The following is a 14,288-nucleotide window of genomic DNA, read 5'->3' on the forward strand; positions in this document are numbered from 1 at the left end:
GGCATCTTGCGAAACTGTGACCTATGCCCGGATGGCCTGACAAGCGGTTCACCGATCTTGCGACCGTTTTGAAAGGAAGCGTTCCTTACGGCGCCGGGCGGCGCAGAGGGCGGGTGGGGGCATACCGGTCCTCGTTGATCAAAGTGAAATCGGCCCCCGATCCCGGGCTTTTGGGGCATGCTCGGGTGGTGCTCGACGTGGCTGATGTGACTGCTCCGTCCCTGGCGGAGCCGAGACGGCGTTGGGTGAGCGTGCTCGTCTGGCTCGGCGTGGCGCCGTTCGGGCTGTGGGCGGTGCTGCGGATCTGGCCGCACGACCTGGACTTCCTGTGGGTGCAGCTGGTCGCGTTCACGCCGGCGGTCGTGGTGGTTTCGCTGGTCGCGCCGCTGGTCGCGCTGGTGACGCGGCGGTGGATCGCGCTCGTGGTGGCCGTGGCGGTGTCCGGGATGCTGGCGGCGGAGGTGCTTCCCCGGGCGATTCCGGGAACGAATACCGCCGTGTCAGGGCAGCCGCTCCGGGTGCTCGCGTCGAACTCTGAAGTCGGCTCGGTGCCGCCGGAGGCGTTGGTCGGGTTGGTGGCCGAGTTGCGTCCTGATGCTCTCGCGCTGCAGGAGTTGACGCCGCAGGCTGTGGAAGGGCTCAGGACGGCCGGGTTGGGGCAGGCCCTGCCGTTCTACGCGGGTGAGGCGCGGGAAGGGGCCGGCGGATCCGGCATCTATGCGCGGTTCCCGGTGAAAATGACCAACAACCTGGATTACGGTGGATTCGGCCAGGTCAAGGCGACGGTGGACAGGCCCGGCGGTGCGTTCGACGTCGTTTCGGTGCATCCGTGCGCGCCTGTTGAGAAATCCCGCCACTGGTGCTGGGCGACCGGGCTCGACACGTTGCCCGCGCCGGACAACACGATTCTGCTGGGCGACTTCAACGCCACCCTGGACCATGCCGGGATGCGGCAACTCCTCAACCTCGGCTACCGGGATGCCGCCGACACCACCGGCGACGGCCTCGCTACCACCTGGCCGGTCACCTGGGATTTCCGTGGGCTGCCCATTCCGGCCGTGACGCTCGACCACATCCTCGTCGACCAGCGGACCGCTGTTCACGGGTTCAGCACGCACGTTCTTCCTGAGACCGACCATCGAGCCGTGTTCGCCGTTGTCACGACTTTCTAGGTCATTTGCGTACGTCTACGACCATGCTGACGACGAAGAATGTGAACAGTAGGACCGCGCCGAGGATGATCAAGAGGGGTCCGGTCAGCAGTCCGGTCGTCAGGGCGACTGCGGTGATCGCCAGGGCCGTGACCACCGCTGTCGCGATCTTCCAGTCGTCGCCGATGACGAAGTCGTACCAGAACCGTACGAAGCCCTTGAGGTACTTCATCGGGTCACCTCATTTCGCAGTCTGGGCAGGGTGGCGACGAGGATTCGGGAGAGCAGGAGCCAGGCGGCCAGTAGGACCAGGATCGCCAGGTCGCCGCCGGGCCATTCCAGGCTGTGGTGCTCGGTGGTGAGCACGCCCAGGCCCTCGACCGCCCAGTAGGCGCCGAACGCGGCCAGTAGTAGGCCGACGCCGTACTTCAGGGTGTTCTCCGGGATCATCGAGAGTGGGCGGTGCAGCAGTGCGCCGAGCAGGAGCACGATGGCGCCGGCCGAGGCCGCGCCGAGGACGGCGCCGGTCATGTCGTCGGCGCTGAGGCCGAACGTGATGACGATGAAGACCACTTCGACGCCTTCGAGGAAGACGCCCTTGAAGGAGACGGCGAAGGCGAAGGAGTCGAAGCCGAAGCGCCGGCGGGTGCCCGCGGCCTGGGCGGCGGCGGTCTGGCTGGCGAACTCCTCGGTTTCGTCGTGCATGGCCTTGAGGCCGCCGGCGCGCAGGGTGGCCTTGCGTAGCCACTGCAATCCGAAGATCAGCAGCAGGGTGCCGACCACGAGTTGGAGCGCGGCCTCGGGGAGCCAGGTGGTCAGCGCGTAGCCGACCGCGATGGTGAAGGCGGTCAGGGCGATCAGCGCGGCCACCGTGCCCGCCAGGGCGGATCGCCAGCTGCGGGTGAAGCCCATGGCCAGCACGATGGTCAGCGCTTCGACGAACTCGACGAACGAGGCGAGGAAGGTGGAGCCGACCAGACCGAGGGTCGTCCCTTGCACCGTTGACTCCCTACTGATGTATCAAGTGTTTCATTGGGACCATAGTTACAGTGTGCTCGGCATGTCAACGGCTGCTAGCCTGGGCCGGTGGCGAAGGATTCCGAGGCCGAGCGGCGGTGGTTGCTGCTCATCTACCGTGTGCCTTCCCAGTCCTCCAAGGCGCGCGTCGCCGTCTGGCGCGATCTCAAGCGGCTCGGGGCGCTCTACCTTCAGCAGGCGGTCTGCGTGCTGCCGGACCGCGAGGAACTGCGGGCCGCGCTGGATCGGGTGCGGGAGCGGATCGCCGAGCTGGAGGGGTCCAGTCACTTCTTCGTGCTGGATGACGTGGACGAGCGCGAGCAGCGGCAGATCACCGACGGCTTCCGCGCCAACTCCGCGAAGGAGTATGACGAGATCGTCGAAGAGTGCGAGACGAAGTTCTTCAAGGAGATCGAGTTCGAGCGATACCGGGAGAACTACACCTTCGAGGAGGCTGAGGAGATCCGGCAGGATCTGGAGAAGCTCCGACGGTGGCTGCGCAAGGTGGAGGCCAGGGACTGGATGGGTGCTCCCGGAAGGGAACACGCCCATGACCGGGTGGCCGAGTGCGAGCGCTTGCTGGAGGAGTTCGAGATCACTGTCGCCGAGCGGGTGGGCGAGGCGGGCTGAAATGGCTTCCTGTGCGGCCGATATGGCCGAGTTGTGGCGTCCGTCCTATGTGGCTGGAATGGCCGAACTATCGTGCCCGCCCAGTGCGGTGGCCTGATATGGCTGAGTTGTGGTGCCCGTCCTGTTCGATGGCTCAGGAGCCGCTCGCTTGGCGTTGCGCGCGTTGTGGCGGCGTAATCGAGGTGACCTCGGCCCCTGCTGATCCGCTCATTTCGGACGGGCAGGGGGTCTGGAGGTATCGCGGGTGGCTGCCCGTGGACACTCCGATCTCGCTTGGTGAGCCGACCACGCCGCTGCTCCGCCAGACCTGGCACGGCTTGGATGTCGGTTTCAAGCTGGAGGGCGCTCTGCCCACCGGTTCGTTCAAGGATCGTGGCGTCGCCGTACTGGCGAGTTGGCTGGTTCAGCACGGCGCTCGGGCCGCCGTCATCGACTCCTCCGGTAACGCGGGCGCGTCCCTCGCCGCCTACTGCGCCAGAGCCGGACTGGCCTGCCACGTCTTCGCCCCCCAGTCGGCCTCACCTGGCAAACTCCGCCAGATCGCCGCCTACGGCGCGGAACTCCACTCGATCGCCGGCTCCCGCCAGGACGTCTCCGACGCCGCCCTCGCCCACGCCCTCGCCACCGGCGACGTCTACGCCTCCCACGCGTGGAACCCGCTCTTCCTCGCCGGCACCCAGACCTTCGCCTACGAAGCCTGGGAACAACTCGGCGGCACGGCCCCCGACGCGGTCGTGCTCCCCGTCGGCGCGGGCACCCTGCTCCTCGGCATCATCCGCGGCTACGCCGCCCTCCACACCGCCGGCCTGATCGACCGAATTCCCCGCGTGTACGGCATCCAGTCCACCGCCTGCGCCCCCCTCGTCACCGACACCACCGAACCTGCCCCTGTCACCGTGGGCGACACCGCCGCAGAAGGCATCCGAATCGCCCGCCCCCCACGCGGCCGATCGATCCTCAGCTCCGTACGCGACACCGGCGGCCAGATCATCGCCGTCGACGACGAAGCCCTCTGGCGCGCCCACGACGAACTCCGCCTATCCGGCATCTACGTCGAACCAACCTCCGCCATCGCGGTCGCCGGCCTGGCCAGCCTGACCAATCAGCTCACCCCGGGCACCACCGTCCTGGTGCCGATCACCGCCACCGGCCTGAAGTCACCAGCCTGATGACGACGGCCTCGACTCACCCGCAGAGCCTCTTCGTCAGCTGCCCCTCAGCCAAGTGGCCCCCGCGCCCGGCTCCGGGGCAAACTTGCGGACATGAGTTACCGGGTGACCTTTGTGTGTACGGGGAACATCTGCCGGTCCCCGATGGCCGAACACATCCTGCGCCGACACGTCTCGGAAGCAAATCTGGACGTTCTCGTCGACAGTTCAGGAACCGGCGGCTGGCACGTCGGCGACCCCGCTGACAAACGCACAGTCGCCACACTCCGACGCCACGGCTACACCTCAAAACACACAGCCCAACAGTTCCGGCCCCTGTGGTTCAACCGATACGACCTGATCATCGCGCTCGACCAGGGCCACTATCGCGACCTCCGTTCAATGGCCCCCAATCCCGAGGACCGAGAGAAGGTCCGCCTGCTGCGCGAGTTCGACACGGCAGCCGACGGGCTTGACGTCCCGGATCCGTACTACGGCGGTCGCGCCGGCTTCGAACTCGTCCGAGACCAGATCGAGGCCGCCGTACCAGGCTTGCTCGAAGAGATCCGCAAGAACCTTCCGGCAGGGAGGGTCTAGGCCAGGTCTAGGCCCTGGAAGTTGGAAACGGGAAACACTCTTGTGCACTTTGTGGAGCCTCTGAATCCTGACAAACTCTGATTGGCGGCGGCGCACCGGACGTCCTTGAGACGGAGCCAGTAGTGACCTATCCGAACAGTTTTGGAGCCGTGCTCCATGAGCTGCGCGGAAAGGCGGACTGGACGCTCTCTCGGCTGGCCCGTGAGGTGTACTACAGCAAGGGACACCTCAGCAAGATCGAAAATGGGCTAAAGGTGCCGTCGCCGGATCTGGCACGCCGATGCGATGCCGTACTGAAGGCCAATGGGGCGCTTATCGCGCTGGCGGCGAACGACGTCTCCGACCCCATCGAATCAGCCACGGCCGCGATTCGGCCGTTCGCGATTTCGATGTCGGTTACGGGGGCGGATATGCACACGGGTGAAGAGGCGGAAGGCGCGTCCCTCAGATTCTTCAGAGCGGCCTTCGACAGTGTCCGGCTGCTTGGCCAGACCGCTCATCCTCGGCTGGTGCTGCCCCTCGTGGTGACCCAGACGGAGGCGTTGCAGGCTCTGGCAGGGCAGGCCGGAGGCCGTACCAGATTGGAGTGGTTGGCGCTGGCCGCGCGGTTCGCGGAGTATGCCGGGTGGATGGCGCAGGAGTCGGGGGACAACGAGGCCGCGCTGAGCTGGACCGAGCAGGCAGTGGCGATGGCGGCCCCCGGACCGGATCGGGACCTGGAGTCGTACGCCAAGATTCGCCGAGCCCTGATCACCTTCTACAACAATGACGCCGCTCAGACGGTGGCCTTGGCCCGCCAGGCACAGCTGGGCACCAACGCTGCCAGAATCCGCGGATTGGCCGCCCAACGTGAGGCGCAGGGCCACGCCCTCGCCGGCGATTACGACGCCTGCTTCCGATCACTGGACCAGGCCCGGGAACTGCTGGCCGACGCCGAGCAGTCCGAGGCGCCCGTCCTCGGCACGACGAACCTGCCGGATTCGGTCGCAATGATCACCGGTTGGTGCCTATACGACCTGGGCCGAGCCCGCGAAGCGGCCGAAGTGCTCGACCGCGAGTGCGCGCGACTGTCCCCGCACGCTCTGCGCACCCACGCCAGGTACGGCGTGCGCCGGGCCCGGGCCCACGCCGCCGTCGGCGAGATCGACCACGCCTGCCAACTGACCGCGGAACTGCTCGACACAGTACGGCTGGTGCGATCGGCCACGATCGGCACCGACCTGCGGCAACTCGCGCACACCTTGCTGCGCTACCAGCAAAGTCCTTCGGTGCGGGCCCTGCACTCGCGACTCATGTCGTCGCTACGCCTGTCCTAAACGCATCTGAATTCTCGATCCGAGGAGGATCCGTCATGCCTGCTGTCTTCATCAACTACCGGACCGGTGACGGCGAGGACGTCGCCGTCACGCTGGACACCTATTTGTCCAACAGGTTCGGTACCAACCTGATCTACCGGGCGAGCAAATCCATCGAACCCGGGCAGCGATACCCGATCCATCTGATCACCAATGTGCGTCGGAGTTCGGTCCTGCTGGCCGTCATCGGCTCCCGCTGGCTGACCGCACGGGCGGAGAACGGCAGGAGCCCCCTGTTCGACCCCGAGGACTGGGTCCGGACCGAGATCCTGGAGGCGTTCGCGCACAAGGTGACGGTGATCCCCGTTCTCGTCGGCAGGACCACCCGGCTCAACCCCGCCGATCTGCCGGACGAACTGGTGGACCTGGTCGAACACCAAACTGTGAAGTACGAGTCGACCAGCGCGGACGTGGACCTCGCCACGATCGCGGAACGGTTGATGCGCCAGATCCCGGAACTGGCTGACCGGACTGCGGTGGACGACTCGCCTGGCCATCAGGCGACTGGCCAGCGCGGCGGAATCACCAACTTCGGCGACAACTCAGGAACGATCATGAACGAACCTACCGGTGTGTTCCATACAGGGAGCGGGTCGATGTACAACGCCCTTCCACCGGACTTCGACCTGTTCCGGCGCAGGACCTGAACTGGCGGACACGATGGAATCCCATCTCAACAACCCGACAGGGATGTTCCACACCGGCCCGGGGTCGCAGTTCAACTACTCGACGTACATCATCGAATCGGACGGCCGCCTGACCAGAAAATCCCGGCGGTTCACTGCGGAATATCTCAATTGGCTACAGCCGCGGTTTGTCCGCCCTCCTGGCTACGGCGCGGCCGAAACGCGATTGATCGATTCTCGCGCTGTGGTGGTGATCGGCCCTCCCGGCAGCGGGCGGCGAAGCGCAGCGTTACTGCTGCTCCACGGGCTGGAGAGATTCTCGGGCCCGCTAAAGGAGTTCACCCCGATCGGCAAGGACGACATCGACCAATGGGACATGAAGATCGAGCCGGGGGACCGGATGCTACTCGACTTCACGAACTTCGATGAGGATGGATTCGCAGTAGTCCAGGACAAGCTGTCCTCGTCCCACGCCGCAGTGATCGAGAAACAGGCGTACATGGTCGCTGTGCTGCCGTACGGGATGGATGCGCCATTCCAGGCGGAACTGATCCGGCTGATCAGTCGGATTGAGCGGCCATCCCCGATGATGGTCTTCCGGCGGCACCTCAGAGTTGATGGGATCAAGCCCGATGATGCCGCGACCGCCGAGATCGAGGCGGAGTTGCGCAGCTGGGAGATGCGGCGGGTGGACCGGCTGGCAGGTCTCGTCAGAGACGCACGTGCGGGCGCACCTGATCAAGCCCTGGGGTTCTGGCTCGCGCAAGCGATGGCTGCACTGACTGCGGGGAACAGCACGGTCTCGAATGCGGTCAAGTCGATCAGGTCGGGCTTGCTCCGTGCGTTGCTGCTATCAGCGGCGATGCTCCACGGGGCACACGCCGATGTCGTGTTCCATGCGGCTCAGCGCCTTCTCGCGGGGACCGACTATCCCGACACCGGTACTCCGGCGCTGGACGAAAGCGGCCTTACCGAGCATTTCGGGGAGCTGAAGATCGCCAGGCTGCCCGATGGCGCGGTCCGTTTCGACGCACTCGGCTACGACGCGGCGGTGCGCGCCTACTTCTGGCGCGACCATCTCAAGATGCGCGAGGCGCTGCGCGATTGGGTTGGCGACCTGATCAGGCTGACCGGCCTGACCGGAGGAGATCGTCAGCGCCTGGTCACGCGCTTCGCTGAACAGTGCCTGGAGGTGGCACAGCCAGGCGACCTGATCTGGCTGGTCGAACGCTGGACGTCGCGCGGAAGCCCGGCCTGGCTGCTGCCGTATGCCGCGCAGGCACTGGAACTGGGGTTGCGGCACGAGCGGTTCGGCATCAGTTTCCGCCGGAAGGCACTGGAATGGGGGAAGCTCCCGCGGCTGGCCCCTGAACTCGGACGGGTACTCGTCGCGACCTGCGCCACAGTGGTCTCCGATACGCACCCTGAGCAGGCCCTGACCCGCCTCCATCACCTGGCCCGCCAGTCCGATGACAGCATCGCGGCGATGGCACGGACGTCGCTGTCGCTACTGACCCAGGATGTCCGGCTGCGCAAGGAGCTGTTCCGCCGCCTTTCGGTGGGCAAGCTATCGGCGAAGGAAGCCGACTTCGAGTTGTTCCTGGTCGCGGCCGAACCGGTCGTGATCGTGTCCGTACTCGCGGACGAGAACGGGAGAGCTTGGGTCGTCGAATGCTGGCGCTCCATGATGACCACGAAGTCACCGGCCTACTGGCGTGAGCTGGTCCATCACTGGCTGGCCGCGTCAGGCACCGACCTCGACGGAGAGCGGCTTCTGGACACGCTCGTCCTGGCGGCAACTCAAGCCGGCAGGGCACTCGGGGACCTGTACGGCATTGCCCTCCGCTGGGCGTACCTTCGCGGCCCGGAAACCGCCCGCAGACACGAGATCGCTACCCGGCTCTGGCGGAAGATCGATGCCGCTCAGGGCGTGGACGTCGTCACGGGATGAGGATGACATGACGACCCGTACAAAGAACGTGTCCTTTGCCTCGCTTGTGGCAGGGATGTCATTGCTGCTGATCGCCAGCCTGATCTTCAGCTGGCCGCTGTGGGCCTGGTTGCTGCTCGTCGGGGGGCTGGCCCTTCTCGCCGTCGTGTCCTTACGCCGGCCCGCGTATGATTCGCGCTCTGAGCGTGGTCCTGAGGAAGAGGTCATCCCGCCGCCGTTGCCGTACGAGCAGCAGACGATCGAGCGGGTGTCGTTGCCGAGCGCGGTACCGCACTACAGTTTCCACTTCTCCGCCACCGTGTATCATCGTGGGACGGAGCGGGCGGTCGGCGTCTTTCGGCCGAGCCTGGCCGCGCTGGCTCTGGACGATGTTCTTTCCCGCGCCCGTGCGACAGCCGAGAACGAAACACCCGAAAAGTACTCGTTAGTCCGTCAGCAGCTCACCCACCGGCTCGGTGTTCCGCGAACCGATCGCACCGGTCTCGTGGAGATCGTGGTCACCGACATCACCCTGGTCCTCTCCGACTCTGACACCGCCAGGCTCGAAGCCATGGCGGATGTGCGCAAGGACGAGGAACTTCACGAACTCCAGCGCCAACGGGAGATTCGCGACCGGAGCTACCTCAGTGACGACGTCCTGAAGAGTCCTGGGGCGGCCGTGGTGTGGTGGCTGACGAAGAACGCGAACCAGGTCGACACCGCGGTCAATCTGATCGGCACTCTCGCGCAACTTTCTGCGGCAGCCAACGACGACGACGTTTCCGCGCCATTCCTCCACATGGCACCCTTTCCGCCACCAACCGTTGAGCTCAACGGGTCCTCCGCACCCCCACCGCCCAAGACCTTGATTGACAGCCTTCGAGAGCTGATGAGGCAACTGGACTTGGACCCTGAGGCCGTCGAACCCTTCGTGCACCGGTTCGCCCAGTACGTCCGGGCGGCTGGTCGAGCAGACGAGGCTGATCAGATTCTGAAGGAGTTCGATCTGCTCCCGGATCCGGAGGACTGGGAAACCGAGGACGATCCCGCCGAGCCGGAGGAAACCGACTGATTCTGATGTGAGAACGGGCGTGACACCCAACTGGTGTCAGGCGGTGGTGACGGCTCCTGGGGGTCCGCGCCTGCGTAGCGCGTACTGGAGCAGGACCGGATGGAGGATGTCCGGTTCGGTGCGCGGTGTCGCGGTTGGGTGCTCGGGGAACCGCTGGGCGGAGAGGATGACGAGCGTCAGTCGTACGAGCAGGCGGCGGAGGAGCTCCCACAACACGCGTTCGCCGCGGGCCAGCCAGAGCGCGGTCAAGCCGGCGGCCCAGCCGTGCAGGACGAGCATTCCCAGACCGGGCACCAATCCGGCGTGGGCGTGGTGCGCGCCGGGGATCGCGTGCGCCAGCGAGAACATCACATGCAGCACAGCCTGCAGACCGACGAGCAACGGGAGGATCACGCCCAGCGTGTGCTCGCGCCCAGCCAGCGGAAGCGCCGTCAAACAGCCCAGGCCCAGCGCGATCACGAGCATGGGACCGGAGACCGAGCCCCCGGCGAACAGGTGCGCGAATGCCGCCAACCCCGTCGACACCACAGCAAAGACCGCTGAGCGGACGAGCCGGAATGACGGAGAGACGGCCATGATGCGGACAATCATTCCACGACGACCCCGCGCCTTCCAATCCGCCAGGTGGGCGGACTCGCCAAAGGCGGAATGGTGAAATTTCAGGCTTCGCGGGCGTCGAGGAGTTCGTCCCAGTGGTCTTCGGTCCAGGCGCACATGGCCGCGAGGGGTTCGAGAATGCTGCGGCCGAGGGGTGTCAGGTCGTATTCGACTCGCTGAACTGGGGTGGTGTGGACGTGGCGGAGGATGAGGCCGTCGCGTTCGAGGGTTCGGAGTGACTGCGTGAGGACCTTTGCGGTGATGGTTCGCAATGGGATTCGCAGTTCTGAGAAGCGGCGTGGGCCGTGTTCAAGGCATCGAATGATCATGCCAGCCCATTTGTCGCCGATGCGAAATGGCACGACTTCCGACGGGCAGATCTCATCGAACATGTCCGGATCAAGAGGTTCTCTCACGGTTTCACGGTAGCCGGTATCCCGTCGGTAACCGGTTGCCCGGATAGCTTCCGAGGCACTGAATCCAGCTGCGGAGGTACGCGAGATGGGGAAGATCGTAGTTTTCGGCGCGGGGGGCCGAGCGGGGGGCGCGGCCGTGCGGGAGGCTCTGCGGCGCGGCCATGCGGTCACCGGAGTGGTCCGCGATCCTGCGAAAGCCGCGGACGGCATGCGGATTGTCGCCGGTGACGTCACGGACGCGGAGAGCGTTGCCGAGCATGCCAAGGGCCATGACGCCGCGATCTGTGCGGTCTATGACGCCAACGTGGAACCTGAGATCTTCTACGCGGGCACCTCGCGTGCGCTGGTCGAAGGGCTCGATCAGGCGGGCGTCGGTCGGCTGGTGGTCGTGGGCCTGGCGTCGATCCTGGAGACCGCGTCAGGCGCGCTTCTGATGGATACGCCCGACTACCCGCAGGCGTACCGAACCTTTTATCTGGGCCACGCCGCGGGCACGGCTGTTCTTCGGGAGAGCACCACCGCACTCGACTGGCTGGTCCTCAGCCCGGCGGGCGACTTCGATCACACCAACGTCGACGCGGGCAGCTACCGCGTAGCGCCGGCCGACGCCGGCAGCCGCATCTCCTACGCCACCCTCGCCACCGCAATCCTGGACGAAATCGACAACCCAACCCACCACCGAACCCACATCGGCATCGAGACCGCCTGAAGCGACGATCATCCACCGCCCCCCAGCAGCGGCACCGCATGCGGGTGCGCGAGCAGCATCCGCCACAAGAGTTCAGCGTAGGTCGAACAGCCACCACGCGCGCGCCGCCCGGAGTGCACGCTCGACGAGCAGGCAGGAGGCCACGAGCAGCGCCGTCACGACGACCGGGTATGTCACCGCGAGTACGGTCTGCGCCGCAGGTCCGGCCTGGGACATCGGCCCGGACACGGCCACATGCAGCAGCGCCAGCAGCGGCATGTGGATGACGTAGATCGGGAGCGTCCGCCGGCCCAGCCAGGCCAGGGCCGTGCCGACGCCCTGCCACCGGGCGACCAGCGGGGCCGCGCTGAGGCCGAACACCATCGCGATCAGCGAGACCATCGGCCACACCGTCGGGATGTGCTGGCTGGCGGTGACGACCATGGCCAGCAACGCGACGCCGTACACCGCGCCGATGGCGCCCACTCGCCGCCACGTCGCGGCGGCGATCAGCCGCTCGGCGTGCGGGCGCAGATGTAGTCCGAGCAGGAAGAACATGAAGTTCTGGAGCAGCGATCCCCGGTTGCCCGGCGTGGCGATCAGTTCGGCGGCGGCCACGACCGCCAGCACGGCGGCGGCGCCGAGCATGATCGGGACGGGGATGCGCTTCAGCGCCTTGGCGACCACGAAGTAGAGGGCGAGCGCGTACAGGTACCACAGGTTGGGTGGTGTGATCGTGAGCTGTTCCACGAACTGGCCCACGCTGTGCGCGCTGAGGGTGTCGAAGCTCGGCGTGAACCACGTGATCGCGGTGTGGATGACCATCCAGACCAGGTAGAGGTACAGGAACTTGGCGACCCGCGAGCGGACGACCACGCGCCAGGGGCGGTGGAAGGCGTTCAACGCGAACATGCCGGAAATAGTGAAGAACAGCGGCATCCGCAGCGTCATCAGCTGGTCCCCGACGAATCCCCACGCGGCCGGGATCGGCGCGTCGATCCGCCAGTCCACCTGGAGGTAGTGCTTGTTGACCGCGTGCCAGAGCACCACGAGCAGGATGCAGACACCTTTTGCGACATCGGCCCACATCGCCCTGGACACCTTGACGCTTGCCGTCGTTGCCATCTCCGCTCCGCCCTTCCTGGCTGGTTAGGGCAACTTTGTGCTGGTACGGCGGCGATGAGGATGGCGGCATACGCAGTGCGGAAAAATGCACGCCCGGGGAGCGATGAGTTCGGCGGAGCGCCGGGATCTGTCTGGATGAGTGGCCGCACCCGCGGCCCTGGATCCGGAGGACACCATGCACCAGAACCACCCCGCGCCGATCAGCGGACTGCTGGAGCGCGGCTTCGAGACCACCACGTCCCTGCTGGCCTCAGTCCCGGCGGACGGCTGGGACCGGCCGAGTCCCTGCGCCGACTGGACGGTCCGCCAGGTCGGCAATCACCTGGCCGGCGGGCTCACCCTGCTGGCGCGGGTCGCGAACGGGGAGCCGGTCGCGCCCGAGGAGCACGACCCCCGGCTGACGTCCGGCACCGACCACCTGGGCAGTGATCCCGCGGCGTCGTTCGCGGCCGTTGCCGAACGCTGCCTCGCGGCCTTCGGCGCCCCCGGCGCACTGGAGCGAATCGTCTCGTTCGCGGCCGGTCCCGTCCCCGCGGCGGTGCTGGCCGACGTCTGCCTGCTGGAGTCACTGGTGCACGGCTGGGACATCGCGTCCGGCGCACAGGTCTCCTTCAAGCCCGAGGACGCGGTGCTCGACGCGGTAACCGCCTTCAGCCAGCGAGCCATCGGCGCGGAAAACCGCGCCAACGGCCAGTTCGGACCCGCCCTAACCGCGGCACCGGCGGACCCACCGCTCACGAGCCTGCTGGCCCACCTGGGACGACAGGCCTGACTTCGGGTAGTCCGAAAACCGGGGCAGGGCGGACCCGCCACTCATGGGCAACCTGGGCCGAGGGCGCCTGATCTCGGGCAGTTCGAAGAACAAAACGGACCCGTCACTCACGGGCCTGTTGGCAGAAGGGCCTGCTCGAAGAAGCGGAACAGGGGTGGACCCGCCGCTCACGGGCCGGGCCTGACCTCTGGTAGTTCGAAGAACTGGAACAGGGTGGGGTCGGGGAAGCCCGTGATCGAGTCGATCCCGCCCGGCGTGAAAGTGAGGACGATCACTCCGTACGCCCGGTAAGGCGCTGTGTCCTTGCCGGGCAAGTACGCGGCCACGGCAGGGTGGCCGTTCGCGCGGGTGACCGTCAGCGGGATCCGGTCGAGGCGGCCTTCGGCCGGGACGGTGGCGAAGAAACCGGCGACCTGATCGCGGCCCCGGATCACCGCCTCCTCTGGCGGCATCCGGAGGACCGCGTCCTCGTGTAGCAGTGCGGCCAGCGCCGGGATGTCACAGCGCTGCCAAGCCTGCACGAAACGGCCGAGAACGTCCTCGTCGCGCCGATCCAGCGATCGCGGGGAGCCCGGAGTGCCTAGTGTGCCGCGGGCTCGCTGCAGGGAGCTGTTGACGGCGGGCACGCTGCTTTCCAGCAGGTCGGCGACCTCAAGTGCGCTCCAGCCCAGCACATCCCGCAACACCAGCGTCGCTCGTTGGGTGGCGGGCAGCCGTTGCAACGCGACGACGAAGGCCAGCGCGACGCTCTCCCGCGTCTCGGCGACCATCGCCGGGTCGCCTTCGGTCAACTCGTCCAGCAGCCGGTCCGGATAAGGCTCCAGAAACGCGACCTCGCCGGCGATAACCGGCTGCCGCCCGCTGCGTTCGATGGCTTTGAGACAGGTCGTCGTCGTGATGCGGATCAGCCAGTGCCGGAGCGGCGCACGCCCTTCAAAGGAATCCAGCGCCCGCCAGGCCCGCAGCAGCACCTCCTGCGAGGCTTCCTCGGCGTCGTGATACGACCCCAGCATGCGGTAACAGTGCACGTGCAGCGCCCGCAGATGCGGCCCCACCAGATGCCGGAACGCCTCCCCGTCACCCTGCCGCGCGGCGGAGAGCCACGCCGCCTCGACCGTCACCACTCCATCCACGCCGCCAACATACCCAACGCCTACGACAGAA

The 14,288-nt window shown here is 66.6% G+C and carries 16 protein-coding genes; 10 read left to right on the top strand and 6 right to left on the bottom strand.

From position 1 onward, the window contains the following. The first annotated feature begins 185 nt into the window (after positions 1 to 185). On the top strand, positions 186 to 1,172 hold the full coding sequence (locus Acor_RS16515) for an endonuclease/exonuclease/phosphatase family protein (RefSeq protein WP_170316958.1): 987 nt from the start codon (positions 186 to 188) through the stop codon (positions 1,170 to 1,172). Position 1,173: 1 nt separating this feature from the next. On the opposite strand, the gene Acor_RS16520 is transcribed toward Acor_RS16515, so the two are convergent. Further along, the gene (locus tag Acor_RS16520; protein WP_155337545.1) at positions 1,174 to 1,383 is read right to left on the bottom strand and encodes a hypothetical protein; all 210 of its coding nucleotides are present in this window, start codon (positions 1,381 to 1,383) and stop codon (positions 1,174 to 1,176) included. Beyond that, positions 1,380 to 2,150 (bottom strand): COG4280 domain-containing protein, encoded by a 771-nt coding sequence (locus Acor_RS16525; RefSeq protein WP_155337546.1) that lies wholly within the window; start codon positions 2,148 to 2,150, stop codon positions 1,380 to 1,382. The genes Acor_RS16520 and Acor_RS16525 overlap by 4 nt, the downstream gene beginning before the upstream one ends. An 87-nt stretch (positions 2,151 to 2,237) precedes the next feature. Here Acor_RS16525 and Acor_RS16530 point away from each other — a divergent pair, with 87 nt between their 5' ends. The 7 genes from Acor_RS16530 to Acor_RS16560 all read left to right on the top strand — a co-directional run bounded on the left by Acor_RS16530 (position 2,238) and on the right by Acor_RS16560 (position 9,526). Next, positions 2,238 to 2,798 (top strand): Chromate resistance protein ChrB, encoded by a 561-nt coding sequence (locus Acor_RS16530; protein ID WP_155337547.1) that lies wholly within the window; start codon positions 2,238 to 2,240, stop codon positions 2,796 to 2,798. A 254-nt stretch (positions 2,799 to 3,052) separates the two neighbouring features. Continuing rightward, positions 3,053 to 3,967, top strand: a complete 915-nt coding sequence (locus Acor_RS16535; RefSeq protein ID WP_170316959.1) for a threonine synthase — start codon at positions 3,053 to 3,055, stop codon at positions 3,965 to 3,967. 93 nt (positions 3,968 to 4,060) lie between these two features. Next, a complete protein-coding gene (locus Acor_RS16540) occupies positions 4,061 to 4,543 on the top strand; it encodes a low molecular weight protein-tyrosine-phosphatase (protein WP_155337549.1) in 483 nt (160 codons plus the stop codon). Between the two features lie 122 nt (positions 4,544 to 4,665). Beyond that, positions 4,666 to 5,859 (top strand): helix-turn-helix domain-containing protein, encoded by a 1,194-nt coding sequence (locus tag Acor_RS16545; RefSeq protein ID WP_155337550.1) that lies wholly within the window; start codon positions 4,666 to 4,668, stop codon positions 5,857 to 5,859. Between the two features lie 35 nt (positions 5,860 to 5,894). Then, on the top strand, positions 5,895 to 6,545 hold the full coding sequence (locus Acor_RS16550; protein WP_155337551.1) for a TIR domain-containing protein: 651 nt from the start codon (positions 5,895 to 5,897) through the stop codon (positions 6,543 to 6,545). A gap of 13 nt (positions 6,546 to 6,558) precedes the next feature. Further along, positions 6,559 to 8,475: a hypothetical protein gene (locus Acor_RS16555; RefSeq protein WP_155337552.1), complete on the top strand. Its 1,917-nt coding sequence runs from the start codon at positions 6,559 to 6,561 to the stop codon at positions 8,473 to 8,475. Positions 8,476 to 8,482: 7 nt separating this feature from the next. Continuing rightward, positions 8,483 to 9,526: a hypothetical protein gene (locus tag Acor_RS16560; RefSeq protein WP_155337553.1), complete on the top strand. Its 1,044-nt coding sequence runs from the start codon at positions 8,483 to 8,485 to the stop codon at positions 9,524 to 9,526. A 36-nt stretch (positions 9,527 to 9,562) separates the two neighbouring features. Here Acor_RS16560 and Acor_RS16565 read toward each other — a convergent pair whose 3' ends face one another. Together Acor_RS16565 and Acor_RS16570 are read right to left on the bottom strand one after the other, a co-directional pair. Next, positions 9,563 to 10,039, bottom strand: a complete 477-nt coding sequence (locus tag Acor_RS16565) for an MFS transporter (RefSeq protein WP_218034323.1) — start codon at positions 10,037 to 10,039, stop codon at positions 9,563 to 9,565. A 146-nt stretch (positions 10,040 to 10,185) separates the two neighbouring features. Next, positions 10,186 to 10,515, bottom strand: coding sequence for a winged helix-turn-helix transcriptional regulator (locus Acor_RS16570; protein WP_218034324.1), 330 nt, complete (start codon positions 10,513 to 10,515; stop codon positions 10,186 to 10,188). A gap of 109 nt (positions 10,516 to 10,624) precedes the next feature. Between Acor_RS16570 and Acor_RS16575 the strand changes: the two genes are divergently transcribed. Beyond that, a complete protein-coding gene (locus Acor_RS16575) occupies positions 10,625 to 11,248 on the top strand; it encodes an NAD(P)-dependent oxidoreductase (protein ID WP_155337556.1) in 624 nt (207 codons plus the stop codon). Positions 11,249 to 11,320: 72 nt separating this feature from the next. Here Acor_RS16575 and Acor_RS16580 read toward each other — a convergent pair whose 3' ends face one another. Continuing rightward, the gene (locus Acor_RS16580) at positions 11,321 to 12,352 is read right to left on the bottom strand and encodes an acyltransferase family protein (RefSeq protein ID WP_155337557.1); all 1,032 of its coding nucleotides are present in this window, start codon (positions 12,350 to 12,352) and stop codon (positions 11,321 to 11,323) included. Between the two features lie 139 nt (positions 12,353 to 12,491). Between Acor_RS16580 and Acor_RS16585 the strand changes: the two genes are divergently transcribed. Beyond that, a complete protein-coding gene (locus tag Acor_RS16585; RefSeq protein WP_155337558.1) occupies positions 12,492 to 13,124 on the top strand; it encodes a TIGR03086 family metal-binding protein in 633 nt (210 codons plus the stop codon). A gap of 167 nt (positions 13,125 to 13,291) precedes the next feature. Here Acor_RS16585 and Acor_RS16590 read toward each other — a convergent pair whose 3' ends face one another. Next, the gene (locus tag Acor_RS16590; protein ID WP_246238687.1) at positions 13,292 to 14,257 is read right to left on the bottom strand and encodes an RNA polymerase subunit sigma-70; all 966 of its coding nucleotides are present in this window, start codon (positions 14,255 to 14,257) and stop codon (positions 13,292 to 13,294) included. Positions 14,258 to 14,288 lie beyond the last annotated feature (31 nt).

Source organism: Acrocarpospora corrugata (genome assembly GCF_009687845.1).
In the GTDB taxonomy this organism is placed as follows: domain Bacteria; phylum Actinomycetota; class Actinomycetes; order Streptosporangiales; family Streptosporangiaceae; genus Acrocarpospora; species Acrocarpospora corrugata.